20 protein-coding genes and 1 pseudogene are annotated in these 23,174 nt (G+C 34.9%); 15 read left to right on the top strand and 6 right to left on the bottom strand.

Annotation, left to right across the window (positions count from 1 at the left end; genetic code table 11):
* Positions 1 to 183: 183 nt before the first annotated feature.
* Positions 184 to 1,659 (bottom strand): response regulator transcription factor, encoded by a 1,476-nt coding sequence (locus JFL43_RS16800; RefSeq protein WP_200749942.1) that lies wholly within the window; start codon positions 1,657 to 1,659, stop codon positions 184 to 186.
* 171 nt (positions 1,660 to 1,830) lie between these two features.
* Here JFL43_RS16800 and JFL43_RS16795 point away from each other — a divergent pair, with 171 nt between their 5' ends.
* The 5 genes from JFL43_RS16795 to JFL43_RS16775 all read left to right on the top strand — a co-directional run bounded on the left by JFL43_RS16795 (position 1,831) and on the right by JFL43_RS16775 (position 7,455).
* The gene (locus JFL43_RS16795) at positions 1,831 to 3,168 is read left to right on the top strand and encodes a YjiH family protein (RefSeq protein WP_200749941.1); all 1,338 of its coding nucleotides are present in this window, start codon (positions 1,831 to 1,833) and stop codon (positions 3,166 to 3,168) included.
* Between the two features lie 15 nt (positions 3,169 to 3,183).
* The gene (gene hutU / locus JFL43_RS16790) at positions 3,184 to 4,854 is read left to right on the top strand and encodes a urocanate hydratase (RefSeq protein ID WP_100797612.1); all 1,671 of its coding nucleotides are present in this window, start codon (positions 3,184 to 3,186) and stop codon (positions 4,852 to 4,854) included.
* Positions 4,855 to 4,860: 6 nt separating this feature from the next.
* Positions 4,861 to 6,153, top strand: coding sequence for an imidazolonepropionase (gene hutI / locus JFL43_RS16785; RefSeq protein WP_200749940.1), 1,293 nt, complete (start codon positions 4,861 to 4,863; stop codon positions 6,151 to 6,153).
* 161 nt (positions 6,154 to 6,314) lie between these two features.
* Complete coding sequence (locus tag JFL43_RS16780) at positions 6,315 to 6,842, top strand: sigma-70 family RNA polymerase sigma factor (protein ID WP_200749939.1); 528 nt, start codon at positions 6,315 to 6,317, stop codon at positions 6,840 to 6,842.
* The gene (locus JFL43_RS16775) at positions 6,823 to 7,455 is read left to right on the top strand and encodes a TIGR04104 family putative zinc finger protein (RefSeq protein ID WP_200749938.1); all 633 of its coding nucleotides are present in this window, start codon (positions 6,823 to 6,825) and stop codon (positions 7,453 to 7,455) included. Before JFL43_RS16780 ends, JFL43_RS16775 begins: the two co-directional genes overlap by 20 nt.
* Before the next feature lie 170 nt (positions 7,456 to 7,625).
* On the opposite strand, the gene JFL43_RS16770 is transcribed toward JFL43_RS16775, so the two are convergent.
* Positions 7,626 to 8,675 (bottom strand): 2,3-butanediol dehydrogenase, encoded by a 1,050-nt coding sequence (locus JFL43_RS16770; RefSeq protein ID WP_200749937.1) that lies wholly within the window; start codon positions 8,673 to 8,675, stop codon positions 7,626 to 7,628.
* A gap of 338 nt (positions 8,676 to 9,013) precedes the next feature.
* Between JFL43_RS16770 and JFL43_RS16765 the strand changes: the two genes are divergently transcribed.
* The 5 genes and pseudogenes from JFL43_RS16765 (at position 9,014) to JFL43_RS16745 (ending at position 13,268) form a co-directional block, all read left to right on the top strand.
* Positions 9,014 to 9,718, top strand: a complete 705-nt coding sequence (locus JFL43_RS16765; RefSeq protein WP_200749936.1) for a gamma-glutamyl-gamma-aminobutyrate hydrolase family protein — start codon at positions 9,014 to 9,016, stop codon at positions 9,716 to 9,718.
* Positions 9,719 to 9,923: 205 nt separating this feature from the next.
* Positions 9,924 to 10,919, top strand: coding sequence for a M23 family metallopeptidase (locus JFL43_RS16760; RefSeq protein WP_407701993.1), 996 nt, complete (start codon positions 9,924 to 9,926; stop codon positions 10,917 to 10,919).
* 500 nt (positions 10,920 to 11,419) lie between these two features.
* Positions 11,420 to 11,876, top strand: a pseudogene (locus JFL43_RS16755) (HIT family protein).
* Positions 11,866 to 12,678 (top strand): protein phosphatase 2C domain-containing protein, encoded by an 813-nt coding sequence (locus JFL43_RS16750; RefSeq protein ID WP_407701992.1) that lies wholly within the window; start codon positions 11,866 to 11,868, stop codon positions 12,676 to 12,678. Before JFL43_RS16755 ends, JFL43_RS16750 begins: the two are co-directional and overlap by 11 nt.
* 47 nt (positions 12,679 to 12,725) lie before the next feature.
* Positions 12,726 to 13,268 carry a DUF402 domain-containing protein gene (locus JFL43_RS16745; RefSeq protein WP_200749935.1) on the top strand — a complete coding sequence of 181 codons (543 nt, stop codon included), beginning with the start codon at positions 12,726 to 12,728 and terminating at the stop codon, positions 13,266 to 13,268.
* A gap of 61 nt (positions 13,269 to 13,329) precedes the next feature.
* Here JFL43_RS16745 and JFL43_RS16740 read toward each other — a convergent pair whose 3' ends face one another.
* From JFL43_RS16740 to JFL43_RS16730, 3 genes are all read right to left on the bottom strand, one after another.
* Positions 13,330 to 13,788: an NUDIX hydrolase gene (locus JFL43_RS16740; protein WP_200749934.1), complete on the bottom strand. Its 459-nt coding sequence runs from the start codon at positions 13,786 to 13,788 to the stop codon at positions 13,330 to 13,332.
* 259 nt (positions 13,789 to 14,047) lie between these two features.
* Positions 14,048 to 14,875 carry a VanW family protein gene (locus tag JFL43_RS16735; protein ID WP_200749933.1) on the bottom strand — a complete coding sequence of 276 codons (828 nt, stop codon included), beginning with the start codon at positions 14,873 to 14,875 and terminating at the stop codon, positions 14,048 to 14,050.
* 744 nt (positions 14,876 to 15,619) lie between these two features.
* Positions 15,620 to 16,468: a DegV family protein gene (locus tag JFL43_RS16730; RefSeq protein WP_100797601.1), complete on the bottom strand. Its 849-nt coding sequence runs from the start codon at positions 16,466 to 16,468 to the stop codon at positions 15,620 to 15,622.
* Between the two features lie 917 nt (positions 16,469 to 17,385).
* Here JFL43_RS16730 and JFL43_RS16725 point away from each other — a divergent pair.
* The 4 genes from JFL43_RS16725 to JFL43_RS16715 all read left to right on the top strand — a co-directional run bounded on the left by JFL43_RS16725 (position 17,386) and on the right by JFL43_RS16715 (position 21,191).
* Positions 17,386 to 18,177, top strand: coding sequence for an alpha/beta fold hydrolase (locus tag JFL43_RS16725; RefSeq protein WP_200749932.1), 792 nt, complete (start codon positions 17,386 to 17,388; stop codon positions 18,175 to 18,177).
* Positions 18,178 to 19,029: 852 nt separating this feature from the next.
* Positions 19,030 to 19,443, top strand: coding sequence for a hypothetical protein (locus tag JFL43_RS22740; protein ID WP_234447852.1), 414 nt, complete (start codon positions 19,030 to 19,032; stop codon positions 19,441 to 19,443).
* A 22-nt stretch (positions 19,444 to 19,465) separates the two neighbouring features.
* Complete coding sequence (locus JFL43_RS22735) at positions 19,466 to 19,801, top strand: SagB/ThcOx family dehydrogenase (protein ID WP_325166704.1); 336 nt, start codon at positions 19,466 to 19,468, stop codon at positions 19,799 to 19,801.
* Between the two features lie 163 nt (positions 19,802 to 19,964).
* A complete protein-coding gene (locus JFL43_RS16715) occupies positions 19,965 to 21,191 on the top strand; it encodes an MFS transporter (protein WP_200749931.1) in 1,227 nt (408 codons plus the stop codon).
* 159 nt (positions 21,192 to 21,350) lie between these two features.
* Here the strand turns inward: JFL43_RS16715 and JFL43_RS16710 are convergent, their stop codons facing one another.
* Positions 21,351 to 21,530 (bottom strand): small acid-soluble spore protein H, encoded by a 180-nt coding sequence (locus JFL43_RS16710; protein ID WP_200749930.1) that lies wholly within the window; start codon positions 21,528 to 21,530, stop codon positions 21,351 to 21,353.
* A gap of 332 nt (positions 21,531 to 21,862) precedes the next feature.
* On the opposite strand from JFL43_RS16710, the gene JFL43_RS16705 reads away from it, so the two are divergent.
* A complete protein-coding gene (locus JFL43_RS16705; RefSeq protein WP_200749929.1) occupies positions 21,863 to 23,140 on the top strand; it encodes an IS110 family RNA-guided transposase in 1,278 nt (425 codons plus the stop codon).
* The last annotated feature ends 34 nt before the right edge of the window (positions 23,141 to 23,174 follow it).

Here is a 23,174-nt window from a genome sequence, read left to right as displayed (position 1 = left end):
TTTCCCGCAGGAGTCGAGCACCTTCCGCTACAATCAACTAAAAAATGTAGTAACATACGTTAATATCGAACATAAAAAACCATTTTAACGGTAAATGACAACCTAATATTTCCCTAATCAATACACCTGAAATAAAATAAACCTAGTTTCTTATGCTAAATGGAAACTAGGTTTATTTGTATGTCAATCACCTTCCAATTTTTCTTGCCGGCGAAATGCTAGTGGACTTCGTTCGTATTTTGCTTTAAATACTTTTGAGAAATAATTAGGGTCGTTAAATCCGCTTGCAGCTGAGATTTCATTTACAGATAAACCTGTTTCTCTAAGTAAATCTCCGGCATGAGAGAGACGTTTTTCATTCAAATATTGTTTAAATGTCACGCCCTTTGTCGTGGAAAAAAGCATGCTTAAATAACTGCCGCTAATACCTAAAAAGTTGGCGAGAGTGTCTAGAGTCAATTTGCTATCCGTATAGTAAATGTCAATATAATCCAGAGCGCCGTTAACATAGTCAAACTGGCCTTGTTCTTTTTGCTGCACGGCTTGGTTCATGACTTCTTGGCAAAATAGGACAAACTCTTGGATGATTGTATAGAGCATCGGATGGTTCAAAGTGATATCGAATAGAAGGTCGTATTTTTGTTCCACATCTATCATTTTATCCATTTGATATTTCAGCATGAAGCGACGCACTTGTGCCAGTATACTTGTGAGATGTATGCGAATAGCGTCTGGTTGATAAAATGTATTCATATTCGAAATGTTATATAAAAATTGTTTTACAGCTTGAGCATCGTTTTGTTCTAAGCTATTGATCCAAAGGCGTTGTTGCTCAATCGTTAAAAAATGATTGAATTTTTCATAAATAGGCAGTTGACTGACATAAAAAACTTGTGAAAATCCGCTTTGAAAACGTAGATTTAACGCTTGCTTAAGTGCGGTATACATCGTTTTAATCGATTGATTTGGTAAATCATAAATGGCGATATTTAAGTGAGCATCGTTTGAATTATTCCATTCTCGAATGAGAGATTTCGCTTTTTTTGTGCATTCTTCTATTGTTCCGTCGTTCGAAAAGACAATAATACGTTTTGATAAAGGATAAAACGTAAAATGATTGGATAGCTGTAATGATTGTAGCCAATGGAATAGTTGCTCATTATGTTTGGCAAATTCAGTTTCAAAAAGCATGCAATAAGTAAATTCTTCATGTTCTGCAAAGCTATCTTCTAAAAATATGGCTGGATAAATAGAATACTGTTTTGTAAGTGATAGGTGCCCTTGCTCAGTTTGAAAATCTTGTCTTGAAGCATGTGTTAAGTAATGCTTCAGCAAATTCAAATCAAGTGGCTTTACAAGCAATGTTAAGGAGCGCAGTGATAATGCCTCTAAAGCATTTTTAAAGAGTGGTTCAGCAGTCATGGTGATCAATTGATGTGGGTGAATCGCCAACATTGTTTTTAATGCATTTTTTGAATCATAGGCTAATAGCTCAAGCTCTAGCAAAATAATTTCAGGACTCTCCAATTCAATACAATTGACAGCTTCCTCTATCGTTCCCACTTCGAAAACAGTTGTAATCTCTAATTGATAATGTGTGATAAACCATTTTATACCGGTTCTCTCTGTATGGTCACGATCAATAATTAATAGTTTCAATTAATCAACACCTGTCATTTTTTATGATTATTAAATATTAAGGTAATATATAAAAAAATTACCTTAATATTTAATATAATTCCATACATTCAAAAATAAATCCACTATTACAAAGATTTTTTACATACATTTTTTGAAATCAGAATATTAGAATTATACGTAAGGGAGGAGATGGGATTGGAGAGTGTTCAAGAAAATGAGTTGAATGTAAAGCGTTCTAAAACAGATGTCATGTCTGTCTTCAAATTTGTTGTTTGTAGCTTGATTGGTATATTTAGCTTTTTTGTAACATTTACATACAACGGTAAATCGTCTATTTTACTAGATCATATCGTTAGCTGGTTATCAACGAATGCACCAACTGTAGTGAGTATTTATATTGTCATCATGCTATTGTGCGGTGCTGCATACCCATTTATTTCGAAATCTTGGAACAAAGATATCGTGAGTATTGTGATGTCAGTTTTCAAAGTAGTCGGTTTAGTTGTTGGCTTATTACTTATTTTCGGCGTAGGGCCAACATGGTTATTTGATCCGAGTGTAGGGCCATTTTTAATGGAGAAATTGATAAAACCAGTAGGCGTACTTATTCCTATCGGAGCCATATTCCTTGCGTTATTAATCAGTTACGGTTTGCTTGAATTTATAGGGGTGTTCATGCAACCAGTAATGCGTCCGATTTTTAGAACACCTGGACGTTCTGCAGTGGATGCAGTGGCTTCATTCGTAGGGAGTTATTCAGTGGGGCTTCTATTAACAAATCGTGTATTCAATCAAGGGAAATATACAATTCGTGAAGCAGCCATTATTGCGACAGGATTTTCAACAGTATCTGTAACATTTATGGTCGTTATTGCGAATACGCTAGATTTGATGGCTTATTGGAGCGCGTTTTTCTGGGTGTCACTCATTATTACCTTTCTCGTTACAGCAATTACAGCTCGTATTTGGCCTCTTGGTAAGTTGAAGGATGAATATATTGTTGAAGAAGGTGATCCAGAGATTATTGTGACCGAAAAAAGATTTCAGACAGCGTGGTCTGAAGCGATGAATGCGGTGAAGGTAAATCCACCGCTTTGGAAAAATCTGTTGCAACATTTAAAAGAGGGTTTAATCATGGCGATGGGTGTATTACCATCGATTCTATCAATTGGATTACTGGGGCTCGTATTAGCAATGTATACACCCATTTTTGATTGGGTGGCTTATCTGTTCTTACCATTCACATGGATCTTGCAATTACCAGAACCAATGCTTACTGCAAAAGCATTATCTGTTTCAATTGCTGAGATTTTCTTACCATCATTATTAGTTGCCAATGCGGCAGTAATGACGAAGTTCATCGTAGCGGTAGTATCTGTTTCAGCAATATTATTCTTTTCAGCGGTTATACCTGTCATTCTTTCAACAGAGATACCATTAACAATTCGCCAAATGGTGATCATTTGGTTCCAACGTGTTGTATTGACATTAATTTTAGTTACACCTATCGCATTTTTATTATTTTAAAGGGAGTGTATTAAGATGGAAAATGTAAAACAAATAATTAAGTCACCTACAGGAACTGAAATTTCATGTAAGGGATGGACGCAAGAAGCTGCAATGCGTATGCTCATGAATAATTTGGATCCAGAAGTAGCAGAAAACCCGGATGAGCTAGTCGTTTACGGAGGAATTGGAAAAGCGGCACGTAACTGGGAAAGCTATGAACAAATTATTGCCACATTAAAAGAATTAGAAAATGATGAAACATTGCTAGTGCAATCAGGTAAGCCAGTTGCTGTCTTCCCTACACATGAAAATGCGCCGCGCGTTTTAATCGCCAATTCAAACCTTGTACCTGCGTGGGCAAACTGGGATCATTTCTATGAATTAGAAGACAAGGATTTAATGATGTATGGACAAATGACAGCGGGAAGCTGGATCTATATCGGAGCACAAGGGATTTTACAAGGTACGTATTTAAGTTTTGTAGAAGCTGGTAAAAAAGTATTTGGTAGTGCAGATTTACGTGGCAAATTGATCTTAACAGGCGGAATGGGTGGTATGAGTGGAGCTCAACCGTTAGCCGGTAAAATGGCTGGGGCTGTCATTCTAGTAGTGGAAGTAGATAAAAAACGAATCGAACGCAAAATCAAAGAAGGTTACTGTGATTACTTAGTTGAGAATTTAGATGACGCACTCAAAATGGCTAAAGAATTACAAGAGAAAAATGAACCGGCCTCTATCGGACTTGTTGGAAACTGTGCAGACATTTACCGTGAAATTCATGATCGCGGCATTGTTCCAGATTTCGTAACGGACCAAACAAGTGCGCATGATCCGTTAAATGGTTATGTTCCAAATCATATGTCATTGGAAGAAGCATTACAGCTACGCAAAAGTGACCCGAAAGTATATGAACAAAAGTCGAAGCAAGCAATGGCAGATCATGTGCAAGCAATGCTCGATTTCCAAACAGCGGGTGCAGAAGTATTTGATTATGGTAACAATATCCGTAAATACGCGCAGGAAATGGGTGTAGAAAATGCCTTTGATTTCCCTGGGTTTGTACCAGCCTATATTCGTCCACTATTTTGCGAAGGAAAAGGACCATTCCGCTGGGCTGCATTATCAGGTGATCCAGAAGATATTTATAAAACAGATGCTCTTGCGAAAGAAATGTTCGCGGAAGATGAGGTGCTTGTAAACTGGATTCATATGGCCCAGAAAATGGTGAAGTGGCAAGGACTACCGGCGCGTATTTGCTGGTTAGGTTATGGTGATCGCCATCGTTTTGCTTTGAAAGTCAATGAAATGGTGGCTTCTGGTGTATTGAAAGCGCCAATCGTCTTTGGGCGCGATCATTTAGATTCCGGCTCAGTTGCATCGCCTAACCGTGAAACAGAAGGTATGAAAGATGGCTCGGATGCAGTATCAGATTGGCCAATATTAAATGCGTTAGTCAATACAGCGGGTGGAGCGAGCTGGGTGAGTGTCCATCATGGTGGAGGAGTAGGAATGGGCTATTCTCAACATGCTGGCCAAGTACTTGTTGCAGATGGTACAAAACTTGCAGCGGATAAAATCAATCGTGTATTAATCTCTGACCCTGGCATGGGCGTTGTCCGTCATGCAGATGCAGGATATGATATTGCGATAAAAACAGCAAAAGAACAAAATATTCATATGCCAATGTTAAAAACAGAAGGATGATGAAAAATGACTTTACTAATCAATGATGCAAATCAAGTAATCACTTTTCAAGCGGAGCATAACAAGCCACGAACTAGACAAGAGATGAGAGCGTTGAATATTATTGTAGGTGGTAGTGTTCTGATAGATGAGGACCGCATTGTGGCAGTGGGTACGAAGGAATCTCTTCAAACGTTGTATCCTGAGTTAGTAGCAAAGGCGAAAACAATCGATGCAACGGGTAAAGTTGTTATGCCTGGATTAGTAGATGCCCATACACATTTAGTATTTGGTGGTACACGTGAAAATGAATTCCAAATGCGATTAAATGGTGCAACTTATATGGACATTATGAATGCAGGTGGTGGTATTCATGCAACGACGAAAAAAACACGTGAGGCATCATTTGAACATCTTTATGAGAAAACATATAAGCATTTAAATGATTTTTTAAAGCATGGCATTACTACTGTTGAGGCGAAAAGTGGCTATGGCTTAGATTGGAATACTGAGGAAAAACAGCTACAAGTCGCGAAAAAACTCCAAGAAAATCATGTAGTTGATGTTGTGAGCACATTTATGGGAGCCCATGCTGTACCTGCTGAATTTAAAGAAAACCCAGATGCATTTGTAGATCTTATTATAAATGAGATGATTCCTAAAGTAGCAAAAGAAAAGCTTGCAGAGTTTAATGATGTCTTTTGTGAGAAAGGTGTTTTCACGCCGGAGCAGTCACGCAAGATTTTGTTGGCAGGAAAGGAATATGGCCTGATTCCTAAAATTCATGCGGATGAAATTGAACCATATGAAGGAGCGGAGCTTGCTGCGGAAGTTGGCGCTATTTCGGCGGAACATTTATTAGTCGCATCTGATAAAGGCATTCGTGATATGGCAGAGGCTGGTACGGTTGCGGTTTTATTACCGGGAACAGCATTTTTCTTAAAAGCAGATTCTGCTAGAGGACGCTTAATGATAGATGAAGGGGTGCCAGTTGCCATTTCAACTGATTTTAACCCAGGCTCATCACCGACAATTTCATTGCCATTCATTATGAATTTAGCATGTATGAATATGGGTATGACAATGGAAGAAGTTTTGACTGCGACTACTATTAATGCTGCGTATGCGATTAATCGTGGGCAAGAAATCGGCTCGCTTGAAGCCGGAAAAAAAGCAGATGTGCTCATTCTAGATGTCGCAAACTATCAGCAACTTCAATATTTCTACGGCATGAATCATACACACACAGTCATTAAAAACGGGCAAATTGTAGTGGCGGACGGAGTGCTAAATAGCGGATTACAAGAAAGCGCTTATTGAGAGCGTGTAATCTGAAATAGTATAAGAGTAGACCTCTGATTGTTATAATCAGAGGTTTTTTTCTATGGTTTAATAGAGGTATACATATTTTTTTTGAAAAAGTGAATCGGAAATGGTTCGGCTGGCGTCTATAGGGTGAATTGTTGGAAGGAGGGAGCGGATTGGGTGAGCATTTGGAGGAAGTAATTGAGGCGCATGGCGATTATTTATTGCGCGTTGCGTACTTATATGTCAAGGATTTGACGACTGCTGAAGATATTGTGCAGGACGTTTTTATCGCCTATTACAAAAAACAAAGTCAGTTTAAAGGCGATGCTTCTTTAAAAACGTATTTAGTGAAAATGACCGTGAATCGATGCCATGATTATTTGCGTAGTTGGAAACGAAAACGACTTACGTTAATGGATAAAATAATAGGTAAGAGCGACAGTAAAACGCCAGAATATCTCGTGTTAGAAGCAGCTGATCTCAAGCGAGTTACTGAGGCACTATTACAACTACCGATTTTGTACCGAGAAGTCATTATTTTATATTATTATCAAGAAATAAATACAGTGAAGATAGCGGAAATATTAAACTGTCCGGAGGCAACGATTCGCACGCGATTGCAGCGAGCACGCAAATTATTACATAAGCAATTGGCTAGTTATGAATGGGAGGGATGGCAGCATGAATCGTTTGAAGGATGATTTAGACCATGAGCTTCAGCAACAAGTCTTTTTAAAGGATGATGTGAAAAAAAGAATGCTCGAGCAGGCAAAAAATCCAATTAGAAAGACACGTTCTAATTGGCAATATCCTATCGTACTCGTCGCATGTACAGCTGTTTTGGTTCTTTTTGTGACATTACTTTTGCAAGATGTGGGTGGTTATGGGAAGGTTGTCACAGGTGCAGAAGCAGATTATGGCTTACAGTTGGATTGGCTAATAGAATTACTGCCGTTTGCCATTACTGGGTTTATTATTTTCCTTTTATATAAATTCAATCAACCGTATGAATTACCTGTTTGTGAGAGTTGTCATGAAGAGTGGAGCTGGCGGGTTTCGATTAAAAAAATGTTCACCCTAAACCGAGCTATGATTTGCCCTAATTGTGGGAAGAAGCAATATGAAACAAAGAAATCTAAAAAACGATTTGAACTAATTGTTCTATATCCGAATTCAGTCTTACTGATTAATGCATTTTTTGACTTACACTTGTGGGAAATAGTTTTAATGTATGTAGCGATTGTAATTACTCAATTTATTATAATACCCTATAAAATAAAGCTTCAAAACGATGAAGATTTGAATTTGTGGTAAACATGTCTTAATAGGGTCCGTCAATCAAGAACGGATTTACAACGTTAAGAAATTCGATGCAATAAAGCCAAATTCCTGTAAGTCTAGGGATTTGGTTTTGTTCTTTGAAGATTTGTATATGCAAAAAGGCACTCGAGGATATCGAGTACCTTTTCTTATATAAAGAGGGCTTATTTTTCGCCGCTTAATGCTACTAAGATTTTAGCTTGTGATTTATCATTTGTTAGAGCTTCAAAACCTTTTTCTACGATATCATCTAATTGGATACGGTCAGTGATAATGCCTTGTGGTTTCAATTGACCAGTTCCCATTAAATCTATTGTTTGTTGGAATGAAGTTGGTGTGTAAGCAATACTTGAAGTAATTATCACACCTGTATTTGTTAAATGGATCGGATTCCATTCAATTGGGCGAGCAAATATTGAGACGATTACCATTGTACCACGAGCTCTTGTCGCATCGATTGCTTGTTTGAATGTTGGTGCAACACCAGCAACTTCAAATGTAACATCGACACCGTCTGGAACGATTGAGCGAATAGCTTTGACACCGTCTACTTCACCAGAGTTAATGATATGAGTAGCGCCAAGTTCTTTTGCTTTTGCAAGACGAGTTTCAGATAAATCTAAAACGATTATTTTACTTGCACCAGCTGCTTTTGCTGCGATTGCAGTTAATAAACCGATTGGGCCTGCACCGAAAATCGCTACAGTATCACCGAAACGTAAATTACCTTCTTTCACAGCTTGCACTGCTACCGCAGTAGGTTCAACAAGGGCACCGTCTTCAAGTGTCATTGTTTCTGGAAGTAAGTAAACATTGTTTTCAGGAGCATTTGCAAAAGTTGTAAACCCACCATCACCATGTAAACCGATAAAGCTGAAGCCATCATAAGCATCGACATCTTCAGGTTTGTTACGATGAGTTAATGTTGGGTTAATCGCTACGCGGTCGCCAACTTTAAATTTAGTTACGTTAGTGCCCACTTTTTCTATAATGCCAGCAAATTCATGTCCCATAATAAGTGGAGCAATTTCACCAGTTAATATGTCTTTTTCTTTTGTTGGTACAAAGACAGGACCTTCTTGATATTCATGTAAATCACTACCACAAATGCCAGCCCATGCAACACGTACTGTAACTTCATTATTGTTAAGAGCTTTTAACTCTCTTTCCTCAATGCGAATATCTTTTTCTCCATACCATACTGCAGCTTTCATAATAACTTGACCTCCAGTAAAATTTATGTAGTTTTGTTACAAATTCATTCTATCACTATTACAATATATTACAGATTAAAAGATTCGAATTAAGCAGTAATTGTAATAAATGAGTAATTTGATGTGAATATTTCACCTTTTGTAAATAATATATCCATATTATGTGCTGTTTGGTGATGGCATTATGCGAGTGACATGAAAAAGTGATTAAAAAACATAAAATACAGAACAAAGATTGTGAAGTAATGAAGGGGATTATTGTAGTAGTCGAAACAAATTATTAATAAGTTATAGGAATGATGTATGGTTAATCAAATATATGTGAAATGGGGATTCATATGAAACCAGTTATCGGTATCTCTACAAACTTAAAAGAGCAAGTTCTTTCTCTCTCAACAGACAATATTGCTGCTATTACGAAATTTGGTGGTTTACCGATTGTCCTTCCTAATTTAGAGGGAACTGAAATTGATTCAATTGTAGAACTGATTGATGGATTACTTTTAACAGGTGGAGGAGACATTGATCCAACTCTATTTGGAGAAGAGCCTAGGCAAAAGCTTGGATCTATAACGCCTGAGAGAGACTTATTTGAAATAGCTATTATTAAAAAAATGCTAGCTCAAAATAAACCTATTTTAGGTATTTGTCGAGGTGCACAAATTTTGAATATAGCTGTTGGTGGAGACATGTTTCAGGACATCTACTCACAAACTGAAACCAAGCTTTTACAACATGTTCAGCAAGCACCACGTTGGCACGCCACGCACTTTGTGCAAGTAATGGAGAGCTCATTGTTAAAGTCGATTGCACAAATGGAAAAGTTTAAAGTGAATAGTTTTCATCATCAAGCGATTAGAAAAATACCGTATGGATTTGAAATTTCAGCTATAGCTAGTGATGGAATCATTGAGGCTTTTGAAAGTGAAAATCATCAATTTGTCATGGGATTACAATGGCATCCAGAGTGTATGCTATTAAGGAACGATCAAGTTTCAGCAAAAATAATGAATGCGTTTATAAATGCTTGTCAAAAAAATTAAAAAATTTTTTAAATATAAAGCGGCTGTATAATTGACAGTCGTTTTTTAATTAAGAAAGAAATCATTTTTAGTTGATCAAAACACTGTCGATTGCAGTTTAGATTATTGTATACAGAAAAATTTTCAGCAGTGAATTATTTTAGATTCATGAAACCATTTTAAGTGGGGAAACTAATTTGAGAATAAAAAAAGGAGGTATTTTAGCTTGAGTCAATGGCTTCGATTCATGCTTTACTTAAGCACATTGTTCTTTCTTTTTTCCGCCGTTGTTTCAGCTGCTGAAGAACCATCGCGAGAGCAAATTTTAGAAAAGCGCATGGAATATTATGTGAACTACTCAAATAACGCATTGCCTTGGTACTATTTAGCTGCAGTTGACCAATATGAACGAAACATTCAACAAGTTCGTAGCGACATACCTAAAAGGGAAAGTGTGGTAGCTATACAATTTTCAGATGATTATTGGACAGGTGCACTTAATCCTATTAAGGATGATACAAACTTAACATCCATTGCTTTTTTTGGAGGAAATGGTTCTGATGGAAACCACGATGGTAAAGCAGATTTGCAAAATGATGATGACGTAATGTTTACGATGGCTGAATACTTGAGTGAATTTGGCCCTGATGAAAAAGATTTTAAACGTGCGCTAAAAGAATATTATCAGGCCGATAAAACTATAGATCAAATCATTGCGAACGCGAAAATTTATAAAAAATTTGGAACGCTGAATTTAGATGAGCGAGCTTTCGTACTTTCCATTAAACATGATTATAGTTATCGAAGTACTTGGGGAGACTCAAGAGGCTGGGGAGGACGCAGGATTCATGAAGGTACAGATTTATTTGCCTCTTATGGTGTTCCAGTAAAATCTGCTACATATGGTCTTGTTGAGATTATGGGGTGGAACGATTTTGGTGGCTGGAGAATGGGCATACGAGACAATAATAATACGTATCACTATTACGCCCATTTATCAAGTTTTGAAAAAGGGGTAAAAGTGGGTGATGTCATTGAGCCAGGAACCGTAATTGGTTATGTAGGAAGTTCTGGATATGGAAAAAAAGGGACTTCTGGTAAATTTCCTCCTCATTTACATTACGGTATGTATAAATACAACGGAAAAAATGAATGGGCTTTTGACCCGTTTCCTTCACTAAAGATTTGGGAAAAAGTAGAAAAAAGTACAAAAAAAATATAGGAACAGGTACTGGATTATGGATTTATGCAATATATCTCCATAATTCGGTGCTTTTTTAGTTGTGTAAATTATACAGGTGTGTTGATTAGGGGAATATTAGGTTGTTAGTTTGCGTTAAAATGGTTTTTTATGTTCAATACTAACGAATGTTACTACATTTTTTTATTGATTGTAGCGAAGGAAGCGGCTCGGTGTTTGCCCGCGGAAAGCGAGCATCCCGTAGCGGATATCAACCTACCACTTTAATAGTAATGGTTAATAAACACGCCTGGTAAACTATATAACTCAGAGCTTTATTAGCTCTAACTACTATCTAACCCTTGAAGAAGTAATTAGGGTTTGCCAGACAATAATTGATTTAGTTTTTAATGCCGAGAGATTAGCTTGGATCAGATTCTAAACTGAGAAACTATCATATATACATAAATTCGTAAATAGATTACAATTGTATAATAAGGGATGTATGGTTTATTTTGTTATTTATACTTAGGGGGTATTTCATGAGTCAAGACTGTTTTATTTGTAGTAAACATAGAGGTAAGATTCTCACTGCTGGAACTAGGATTTATGAAGATGATTTAGTTTATGTAGGGCATATAGACAAAGGTTCAAATCCAACTTATCTAGGTCATCTGATGATTGACTTAAAGAGACATGCTCCTGAAATTGGAGATATGACTACAGATGAAGCTAAAGCATTTGGTTTAATAATGGCTAGAGTTAGTAGGGCTTTAACAGAAGTAGAAGGAGCTGAACACATCTATTCGATGGTTTCTGGCAATTCTGTATCGCATCTGCATGCATGTCGTTCCTCGTTATCCGGACACACCAAAGGAATTTTGGAGTCCTATGGGATTAAACGAATGGGCAGGGGCTCCCAAAGGTATAGGAGATGAAATAAATGAAGTTTGTGATCGTATTAGAGAGTATTTAATAGAGACCTCACGTGAAGAATAATGGTACTTCGGAATTAAGCTGGGTGGGGAGTCAAAAAAATTATGTAGACATGCCAAATATCGAGAAAATTAATGATATAGTAATTGGAAGATTTGGTGGCAATTCCTCTGCAGGTCAATATAAAAACGAAGATGGTTGTTTAATTTGGTCAAATGTTCTTCAGGATTGGGAAATTGTGATGATTTTAGATGCTCATAATTCAGCTGAGAGTGCAGAGTTAGTTCTAAAACAGTTTGAATATGAAAAGTCCCGTATTCAAAATACATTAAACTTTTCTGTTAGCGTTGCTTTGCAAAAGATGGATGAACTCATTTTAGAAATATTTCAAAATCCGAATTTTTTAGTAGATTGTTGCAACGTACAAGGAGAGACAGCATGCTTAATCGTTATCCGAAAGGACAAATTTCTTTGGTGGTTCTCGGTAGGTGATTGTATAGTACATTTGTTTAATGAAGAGCTGCTGAAGATGGGGCAAATTCAGTTAAATCAACGGAGTTTTTATGAATGGGTAGGGCAAGTCAATACGTTCGAATTACCTGTTCCGTGTTATAGCACGGGTAAAAGGGAACTGAGACAAGGCATCAATCATTTATTTCTAACAACTGATGGATTAACTGAATGCCCAGGTGTCGATTTTCAAAATCCACTAATGATTAAAAAGCAGTTTGAAAAGGAAACCATTGAGACTGGTGTTTGGCGCTTATTAAAAGAAATAGAACAACATCATGTTAGGGATAGTACTACCATAATTTCTTGGATCATTAATGTTCAGGAAGTAGCTAGTCAACCAAGTAATTTGTAAAGGAGTAAATGATGAATTAAAAAAGTACAATTAAAAAGGAGATCATCATGATAAAAAGAAGATATGGAGATCGTTCAGATTGGGGAAGAGTGTTGCAAAGAAAATATGCACAGTCCTATATTGATTCTAAGGAATTTAAAGGGTATCTTTCTTTGTTAAGTGTAGAAAAAGTAAGTGATCCTTTATGGATAACCTATAATGAACAAAGAATTTGTATTGTTGACGATGGGTATATGTGGCTTCAACAGTTTCCACAGAACAAAAATCATACCGTTACAACGATGTTTGATAGTGAAGGTAACATTGTGCAATGGTACATCGATGTATGTTTAGAATGTGGCATTGAAAAAGGTATTCCTTGGGTAGATGATTTATTTTTAGATATTGTGTTATTACCTTCAGGGGAAATAATACATAAGGATATAGATGAAATCGAAGAAGCCCTGACTGACGGAACTATTAATCAAGAGATGTATGATTTGGCATGGAAGGAGTTCAACCATGTAACTGAATTAATTAAGAAAGGTGATTTTAAATTAATTCAGTTATCAATTGAGCACAAGGAAAATTTAAAGAGCAGTTTAGTTTAACTATAACTTAAAACTGAGCAACTCAAAGATTGCCAAGATTTATATAAAAAGAAAAAATCACTCATGTAATTAATTGTTCTTTAAAGAAAGTTAAAGGATGGAATTTTTGACTTAACAATGCCTCTGCTATTTGTTTTATAGTGCCAGCGTTACGAAGTTTCCCGTTATCCAATTTCAAAAGTTCAGGTATAGGAATCCACTTGCTGTCTATAATTTCAGGCTCTTCTAACTTCAATGAGCCAGCTATAATATCACCTACAAAATGAAATAGAATAACTTGATGATTTGTACTACTTATGAAATTGTATATACCAGTTGTTTTAGAAAGTTTTACATCTAATCCTGTTTCTTCTTTTACTTCTCTACAAGCAGCAATCAGAATATCTTCCCCTTGTTCAATTCGTCCAGATGGAAAATTCCACTTATTAATAACAGATGGTTTATTTTCCTTAATCATCAAAACTTCATTATTTTTTATGATCGATACACTTACAACTAAGACAATTCCATTTTGAGTCATATTCTATTCTCCTAAGTTTCTAATTTTAAAAACACTTTACTTACATCTACTGTACTTTATTGAAAAAACTTTTTCTCTTCAATTTTGTATTTGAACGAAATAAGAAGCATAAGACAGGATATTCTCATACTTTTTTTTTCAATCTAGTGGGTAGCAAATGTTCAACAAACGCACCCAATAGTAAATATAATATCATCAATAGACTATATCATATTTATAGATCTTTGAAATAAAATGCTGTAATGAAAGTTCCCTCAGATCATTTTTCTTTAGGGTTGGACGGTTCTGCCAGCAATGGTTCGTACATCATAATGGCATGGTTCTCTGTAATAAATTCATCATCAATTTGTTTTTGCTCAATGTTGAATACTTTGCGGTGAATTTTATTGTGTCTGACATATCCTCCCCAAAATTCAAGTGTGATAGCATGCTCTTTTTCATATACTGCATAAGTTCGAATGGTAGGAACGTCTGCCCGCCATTCTCCAACTAGATGTGTGTCAGTTAAATATACAACTAATTGATAGATACTATTTGTATCGTTTTTAATTTGTAAATCGAGGTAGTTATAAGCACACGTTGCTCCGCTTCCGAAAGGCTGTGTACGATTTGAATCGGGAAAAACATCGTAACTGTGACGGTGTCTTTGTGTAATGGTTAATGGTGTGTGTATTGTCATCCAATATATTAAATTAGATAATTGACACAACCCACCGCCTACCCCCGTTTGGACCTTTCCATAATGTAGAATCATGCCATCTACGTATCCTTTTCTTTTCGTTATATCGCCAAGTAAACGCCAATAGGAGAATGTTTCTCCAGGTCGGATGGTTACTCCATTAAGTTTGTTGGTCGCAATTTTGAGGTTTTTTATTTTATTATGTTGCAACCACATATCTACATCCTTCAGTTCACGAAGGAGAAATGTGCGATGGGTAAAAATCACATGTTGAAAGAGATTGTTATCTTTTTTTGTTGCATATTTTGTACTACCCAAGTACCAATCTGTGTATCTTTTAAAACGGTAGTATTTCTTCCCAAAATAGATTCGAATTTTGCTTCTTTTTATTGGCTTTAGTGATTCCATATTTCTGCCTCCTAGATACCCTTAACTTCCTGAATTTATTGAGAATAATCCTTCTTCAAGAAATCTGCCCATTATTTAAATAACCTCTAAGCAATTTTTTACTTATCTTGCTTCTATGATTCTAGAGAAAATACCATAAATCCTTCTTTTTTAACAAAATTTTCACACTACTATATTATACTTTCCAAGAGAATTATGCAATTCCTTCACGGATGAATCCAGTTTTGTACCGTTATTTCATTTTAGTTTGTTTCTCCGAATAAAGGAAATAGGATTCGTCCAATTTTACGATGTCTTGAAATGAGTAATGACACGTTATTTTTCGTTTGAGCTTAATTTTGAGATTTTACGAATAATATCTGCAACGTCCAGTTCAATTGCCACCAAATTGAGTACGCCAGCTGTTTGGGCTAGCATTTCTATTGCTCTTTTATAGTATATAATTACGTCACTTACTTATGTACCGGGTCCGAGAATTCAATCGGGTGGTTTTAATTTAATGTCCTTTTTGTTCTAGAATATTTGTTTGGGTTCTCAACTAATCGAGGACGAAAAAAATGCGGGATTTCTTTATACTTGGATTTTCGAGAAACAAGTAGAAGGAATCTGTCGTGCAAATAACTGGCAGGAATATGATCGAATGAAATGTAAGAGAAGCCAATCAAGCGGTATGTAAAAAGAGTGAAAAATAGGCCACTGTTAGCATCTAAGATGAAATGCTAAACAGTGGCCTATTATTAATTCTTAGCATTTCACCCAGCTAAGTCCAGTTGTACCTTCGCCAGCATGCACACCAACACATGCGCTAAGTGGTAGTACTAATACTTTAAGCTTGGGGAATTCTTGTAATAGTTCATCTTTCCAAATTTGAGCGTCTGCATCATTATTACAATTGATAACAGCTACTTCGTTTATATCAGCTTTTTTCATATCGTTGCGAAGTAGGTCAGTTACATATTTTTTCGCTCTTTTATCTGCACGGACCTTTTCCTTCATAACTACTTTCCCGTTATCGAATGAAATGATTACTTTAATGTTTAGTAAATTACTTAAGAATGCTTTCGTACCAGATACTCTGCCACTTTTATGCAGCTGATCTAAACTGGAAGGAATGAAGGATAACTCAGCGTTGTCCTTCATCCTTTCAATATGAGCAACAACTTTCTCTACGTCTTGACCTGCTGCTACCATCGCAATTCCTTCTTTGATCATTTTACCCATCGGATATGAGCCGATTTTTGAATCGATTGAGTAAACTTTGAAATTGGCCATTTGAGCAGCAGTTTGTGAGCTTTGGTATGTTCCTGATAGATCACTAGAAGTATGAACTGCCACTGCGCAGTCATAGCCCTCTGCTTTTAATTTTTCGTAAAGCGCGACCATTTCGCCGAGAGCCGGCTGCGATGTTTTTGGATGTACTTTAGCAGAGCGAAGTTTGTCATAAAATTCATCATGTGTCATATCAACGGTTTCTCTGAAAGCGCCTTCAACAAACACTATATTTAATGGCAAAACATGCACATTATACTTCTCAATAAATGTCTCGTTTAGCAGTGCTGCTGTATCAGTAACCCAAGCAATCTTCTTAGTCATTGTAAAATTTTCCCCTTTAGTTGTAATGTAATGGCATGAACGCAAGCATAAAGGTGGAACAAACCATCTATTAACGTTAATGTACAACAGAGCTTGATATAGTAGATAGTGATAGATGTCACATAAAGTAGAAATTTCGTATATTGTGACATAATTTGAACATATCTGTCGAAATTTAAAGAAATCATATTTGGAGAATGCTATTTTATAAAGCCATTCAACAAATGACAACGGCTGATGGATTCCATGGGCGTGTTGCATGCATAAGAATGATTTTTTAATCAGGGTTCAATCGTATTTTTGACGACCTTTTTCGTTGTGATTTCGCTGAATTTCTACATTCAAGTTGCTTATTTTTCATTAATGGTTCTCTGCATTATCACGCTATTAATCGCTTTTCGATTCACATAGGAATCCAGATTTACTAGTCAACATTAAATGATGGAAGGAACCTATAATTTGAATTAAATTTTCCACTATTCAAATTCATTAGGTTCCTTTTGTGTTCTAACTGCCCAATTTTTAAATAAGGCGTCGAACAGTTATTGAACAAACACATCATAAATTACAAATATATTCAATTGCAGTAGGGAATTTATTGTGTAAATATTTCATATTTTTGAAGTGAAAAATGACAGTCGAGTCCATATCTTTTAATACCCTCAATATAATGCCTCTTACAAACCATAGCTTAATTGTATGTTTTAATAGGCTTATATTTAACAGGGGTGTTTTCGTATATATGTTTAGAAACACTTTAATGATTATTAATAGTAGCTTTTCTCAATCAATGCCACTTATAATATCAAATTATCTGCTATGAAAAGAAAGAAATACTCATTCAAACGAAGTAGTTAGTCAAAGTTATTACCATAAATAAACAAAAAGAATGCTTATTTAGAATGGTGGTGAAACAATTGGTACTACAGTATAAAGAATACGGAGATATTAACTTGCCTCTTATGGTTTTTATACATGGAGGAGGGGTTAGTGGATGGATGTGGGATAAACAAGTAGAGTATTTCTCTAACTATCATTGTTTAGTTCCTGATATGCCCGAACATGGAAAAAGTAGTAATGAAAAATTATTTACAATTAACCTTTGTGCAGAAAAAATCATCCAATTAATTGAAGAAAAAAGTAAAGGTAAACCGGTAATTGCAATTGGTTTCTCATTAGGTGCACAAGTATTAATTTCTATACTTAGCATGAGACCTTATTTAATAGATTACGCTATTATTAATAGTGCATTAGTTAGACCGATCCCCTTTTCGAAAATGCTTACTAAATCCCTAACTTTAACTTACCCACTTGTTAAAAATAAAACATTTTCAAAAATACAAGCAAAATCTATGTACATAGATGAAAATTATTTTGAAACATACTATCAAGAGTGTTGCCATTTAAATAAAGCTTCCTTTGTTAGAATAATGGAAGAAAACATGGCGTTTAAAATACCGAATAATTTTAAGAATTCCAGTAGTAAAATATTAGTCACAGTTGGTGAAAAAGAAAGAAGCATAATGAAAAAATCATTGGTTGATATAGTAAAAAGTAATTCAAATTGCAAAGGTATTATTCTTCCTAAAGTAGGACATGGAATTTCTTTAGCTAAACCTGATTTTTTCAACAAGTTAATTGAAGATTGGGTTCAAAACGATATTCTTTCGGATAATAATAAGGAAATAAGTTGCCTTTACCCCAACTAATGGGCGCTTTTTTGATTAATTATGAACAATAGGCTTTAATAGAGCCTTATAACAAGTAAAAATGACCACAACCCTAAAGTGAAATGTACTATTTGTAATGGACATTTAAAAAAAGCTAGGCAGTCTGAAGAGGATGATTTCTGTATTGAACAGGAGTCATCTTTTTTTAATTCATTGATAATGATAATGGTTGTAGTATGTCATGAAGCTTTAATTTCTTTTTACTGTAGAATATGTTTGTTAGAAGGGGGTGGATAAATTGCAAAGCACTCTTCCTAAAAGAAGATATTCTATTTATTTTCTTCTTTCATTACTAACAAAAAACGGGAAATTGATGACATAAGAACTTCAGTATTATTGTCTAATTCTATCTAACTATCATATTATCAAATGAAAAGGAATGATCCTAGTTATTATACCTAACTAAGTAGTTCGCCTTGTATTTCAGACTATTCTGATATAAAACTTTACAAAAAGGTATTAAAGTGAAATAATGGATATATTAAACATGTGCAGTTGTTATATATGACTATTTTCAAACCATTTGAAAGTGAATACGATCAATGTATGGACGAAGAATATGGTGAAATATCTCTTAAAAACAACTAAACAAAGTTTTGATGGCTGGCATTATATCTAATGCCAGCCATTGCTTTATTATATAAATAACTAATTAAATAGGAGAATGAAAATGTTATTAAAAGTTAATGGTAATTTAGTGTTTTTTGGAAAAATGGATATTTCGTTTGTGATGATTATATAAATCACGAACAATGGAGCATAGATTCATCAATCTATCCTATTATTGATCTATTTTCAAATTGGAAAGAAGAAAATGAAATTCTTACTTTATTGAATCAAAAAGATAACTTTTCTGAAGAATTTTTAAAAAGTGCTTTATTTCAATTAATAGAATCCAAAATTTTAATTCAAATTGATACGGTAGAACATAAACAAGAAGGTCAATTAGAACTTTGGGACACATGGGGTTCTTCTAGTAAATATTTTCATTATAATTTCCGTCTTCTACATAAAGATCACTATATGAATAAAAATGAGCAATATAAAAGGCTAAGTATTAAAAGAAAAAAAGAGTCTCCACCTAACATATATAAAAGTATTGATAGCTCAGAAAAAGTTAAATTACCCAATCCATCTTTTAATAATGAAAAAGGATTTTTAGAAACCTTACTAGAACGTCAGACAATACGTTCATTTAATGATGAATCTGTTTCTTTAAATGATTTTTTACCCTATTATATCTAGCTTTTGGTGTACAAAGTTGTAAATACGAAGTTGGCATAGTTCAGGAGGATGTAGACACCCAATTGAAGTTTACCCAGTTGTATTAAATGTAAAAGGTATAGCAAATGGTTTATATCATTACTCTGTAGAAAATCATGAACTTGAAGTTATCAATAAACAAGACATGATTGATACTGTTGTTGATATGGCTGCAGGACAATATTATGTTAAAGGTGCTTCTGTATTATTCTTTTATACTGCTTGTGTGGAAAGGTCCATGTGGAAATATCAAAGTCCTAGAACTTATAGAGTCCTTATGATGGATATGGGGCATTTAAGTCAAACCTGTTTTCTAGTAGCCAACTCTTTAGGATTATGAGCCTTTTTTTCAGGTCATTTAAATGATTAAAATGTCGAAGAAAAATTAAAAATTAGTTTTGATAGTGAAATTGTACTTGATGTTTCGGGGATAGGATATAAATCAGAAGAATCTTTAAATCTTGGGCGTGATTTAAGATTTATAAAGGAATTGAATCTGAACAATGAAATTTAAAAAAACAATGTTCAAAAACAAAAATTTAGTTATAGTGTTTACTAGTCAATTAATATTTCAACTAGCATTATGGATTGGGCTAATAGGAAACCTTCAATTTTTACAAAAAAATGTAGATTCACATCTATTACAATCTATACTTTTAGTTGCTGGCAGTGTATTTAGTGTATTAATTGGTCCTTATGCTGGTAGATTAATAGACGGTATAGCAAAAAGGAAAATATTGTTAATAGTAGGTATATTAAGAATGATGTCTGTTGGCTTTATGTTTGTTGCCTTAGCTACAGACTCTGTGTGGTGGATGTTAGCATATAGTGTTGGTGTAAGTTGTTCAGCTTCATTTTTTGAGCCTGCTCTACAAGCTATAATAGTTGAAATCACCGATGAAAAAGATTTGATTGTAGCAAATTCTTTAAATTTAAATATTGTAACTCTATCAAGAATTTTTGGAGCTACTATTGGTGGATTAATAATAAGTGTAGCATCATTATCTTTTCTCTATACCATATCCTTTGTAGCTTTCTTATTTGTTTTCATTATCACATTTTCTTTAAAAATTAAAGATGATGGTTTTATAAGAAGGAAAAAGAAAAAAATAGAATTCAAAGAAGTATTTCCAGTGATATCTCAAAGATTCGATGTTAAAATGATTTTATTTTTATCTGTAATTCCTACAATTTTTATTGCGGGTTTTAATTTATTTATAGTTGAAATTAGTTCTATCCAAAACAATCCTTCTATAAAAGGTATATTATATGCTGTTGAAGGTATTTCTCTTATTTTATCTAGTACATTTATTAGTAAAAGAATTAAAAACAAAAATCGTATTTTTTGTTTATTAGTTTCAACATTTTTAATTGTTATCGTTCAATTTTCACTCTCTCTTTCTAGTATGTTTTTATTTACAATTTTTGCGTTTGGGTTATTTGGTTTTTCGTATGGAGTATTTAATCCTATTTTTAACACTTTATGTCAAGAAACTATTCCTAATGAGTATCATGGTCGTTTTTTTGCATTTAAGTCTATGATAGATAGAACACTAATACAGATATCAATGGTAACGATAGGGTTATTACTTGATGTAATAGGATTTGAGAAAGTAGTAATTACTTTTGGTTTTATTTCATTAATTTTAGTATTAATATTTACATTTCTTTATATTAGTAAGGAAAGATCCAATTATAAAAGTAAAGAATCATCAAGAACTTTAAATTAATTATATAAATAAGGCTGTTTTCTCAATAATTGTTGCTATTCAACTAACGGGGCAGGATAGTTCAACAAGGGGATAGATTGATTAATAAGATGGGAATTGAACTTAATCGAACAATAAACCACCACCCGAAAGTGGAGGTTTATTATTGAATCGAGGGAATTACTGTTCTTTTAAGCTGGTTACAGAAACACTTTGTTTTTTATTTGGTTCATCAAGGGGATGGATTGTAGCTGTTCCATTTTGTTTATCCACGTGCTCAATGTAGATACTTTCCTCATTATAGGTTACACTAGCCATAATTGGTGAAGAAGCAATTTCTTCTGCTCGTTGTGCGTTCATTTTATCCACCTCCTTTGGGTTTGCAACAGGTATAATATTTGTTCCAAATTACTTAAATATACTTGTTGTAAATAAAATGCTTCCTAGAATCACTAACACCCTTACTGAACTTACAGGTACGTTTGAAGATAGAGCAGTTTTTAGGCAGCTTTTAATTATTTCCACTAACGGGGCAAGTTAGTTTGGTGGTTTGAGCTCTTTTTTCTTTATTGAACTAACGGGGCAGCATTCCTGTTTGAAAGATGTTCAGGGTCTTGAAAGAAAAAGAGTCCTCTAGTATGATGCTGAGTGTCAACGACCATTGACCCAACATCTACAAGGAGGACTCCTAAATGCATTCTAAAATGAATTCTAAAATTAATCAAGTGACTGATAATACACTCGTCGTTGGTATAGACATCGCCAAGCGCGTTCATTACGCATGCTTTGTCGATGAACGAGGACGCGTGATAGAAAAAGCTTTTGCTATACATCAATCAAAAGAAGGCTTTGAAAGTTTGTATGAAAAGATTCGACTAACGATGAAAGAAACTCAGAAGACAGAAGTAATTGTTGGAATTGAACCTACGGGTCACTATTGGATGAATTTAGCGTATTTCTTAGACCAATATGGAATCCCACTCGTCATGGTCAATCCAATGCACGTCAAACGTTCGAAAGAACTGGATGATAATTTACCGACCAAGCACGATAAAAAAGATGCGCTAGTCATTGCTCGTTTAGTGAAAGACGGACGTTTTAGTTATCCACGTTTATTAAAAGACATAAATGCTGAATTGCGCATTGGTTCTACCCTTCGTTCCAAATTAACGGAGGACTTAGCAAGTATTAAAAATCGAATCATTCGTTGGCTGGATCGTTACTTTCCAGAGTTTACTCAAGTCTTTCCGTCTTTTGGTAAGATGGCACTTGCCACCCTTGAAATGACTCCGTTGCCACAGGATATTGAACTGAAAAATGCTGAACAGCTTGTTTTTCTCTACCGACAGGTAGAGGGGATGAGAGTTCCACAGTTACCTAAAGCAAAGCTACTTATTGAAGCTGCGATAAACTCTATTGGACTGACAGAAGGAACAGAGATGGCCCGACGTGAAATCGCCACGTTCCTACGTCAGTATCGCTTATTAGAAAGCGAAATTGAATCTGTAAATAATCAATTAGCCGAAATGGCTAAAACAACGATGGAATATGATTTACTTGCATCAGTTCCAGGTTTAGGAGATGCCACGATTGTTGATTTACTTTCAGAAGTAGGATGCTTTTCACTTTATGAAAATCCACGCCAACTCATCAAACTAGCGGGATTAACATTACGTGAAAACTCATCTGGTCAACATAAAGGGCAAAAACATATCTCCAAACGAGGAAGAAAGAGACTTAGATATATTCTGTTTAAAGTAATAGTACCACTCATTCGTCACAATAAAGCGTTTAAGCAGCTTCATGAATATTACACAACACGTCAACAAAATCCTTTACGTGGAAAGCAATCAATGGTGGTACTGTGTGGTAAATTACTGAAGGTATTACATGGTATTTGTAAAAAGAAAGTCCGTTTTAACGAGAAACATATGATGAAAGACCTCTACTGTCTCGCAGAGGCAGCGTAAACAAATTCTTTTCATCGAACTATAACAAGAAGGA

This window comes from Viridibacillus soli (assembly GCF_016612995.1).
Classification (GTDB): domain Bacteria; phylum Bacillota; class Bacilli; order Bacillales_A; family Planococcaceae; genus Viridibacillus; species Viridibacillus soli.
Note: the sequence above shows the minus strand (reverse complement) of the source record. Positions and strands in the feature narration are given on the sequence as shown.

What these genes read in the sequence shown, in the direction of transcription:
- JFL43_RS16705 (WP_200749929.1), top strand. Translation starts at nt 21,863, where the DNA reads ATGCATTCTAAAATGAATTCTAAAATTAATCAAGTGACTGATAATACA.
- JFL43_RS16765 (WP_200749936.1), top strand. Translation starts at nt 9,014, where the DNA reads ATGAAACCAGTTATCGGTATCTCTACAAACTTAAAAGAGCAAGTTCTT.
- hutI (WP_200749940.1), top strand. Translation starts at nt 4,861, where the DNA reads ATGACTTTACTAATCAATGATGCAAATCAAGTAATCACTTTTCAAGCG.
- JFL43_RS16795 (WP_200749941.1), top strand. Translation starts at nt 1,831, where the DNA reads ATGGGATTGGAGAGTGTTCAAGAAAATGAGTTGAATGTAAAGCGTTCT.
- JFL43_RS16715 (WP_200749931.1), top strand. Translation starts at nt 19,965, where the DNA reads ATGAAATTTAAAAAAACAATGTTCAAAAACAAAAATTTAGTTATAGTG.
- JFL43_RS16770 (WP_200749937.1), bottom strand. Translation starts at nt 8,675, where the DNA reads ATGAAAGCTGCAGTATGGTATGGAGAAAAAGATATTCGCATTGAGGAA.
- JFL43_RS16730 (WP_100797601.1), bottom strand. Translation starts at nt 16,468, where the DNA reads ATGACTAAGAAGATTGCTTGGGTTACTGATACAGCAGCACTGCTAAAC.
- hutU (WP_100797612.1), top strand. Translation starts at nt 3,184, where the DNA reads ATGGAAAATGTAAAACAAATAATTAAGTCACCTACAGGAACTGAAATT.
- JFL43_RS16710 (WP_200749930.1), bottom strand. Translation starts at nt 21,530, where the DNA reads ATGAACGCACAACGAGCAGAAGAAATTGCTTCTTCACCAATTATGGCT.
- JFL43_RS16745 (WP_200749935.1), top strand. Translation starts at nt 12,726, where the DNA reads ATGATAAAAAGAAGATATGGAGATCGTTCAGATTGGGGAAGAGTGTTG.
- JFL43_RS16740 (WP_200749934.1), bottom strand. Translation starts at nt 13,788, where the DNA reads ATGACTCAAAATGGAATTGTCTTAGTTGTAAGTGTATCGATCATAAAA.
- JFL43_RS16775 (WP_200749938.1), top strand. Translation starts at nt 6,823, where the DNA reads ATGAATCGTTTGAAGGATGATTTAGACCATGAGCTTCAGCAACAAGTC.
- JFL43_RS16735 (WP_200749933.1), bottom strand. Translation starts at nt 14,875, where the DNA reads ATGGAATCACTAAAGCCAATAAAAAGAAGCAAAATTCGAATCTATTTT.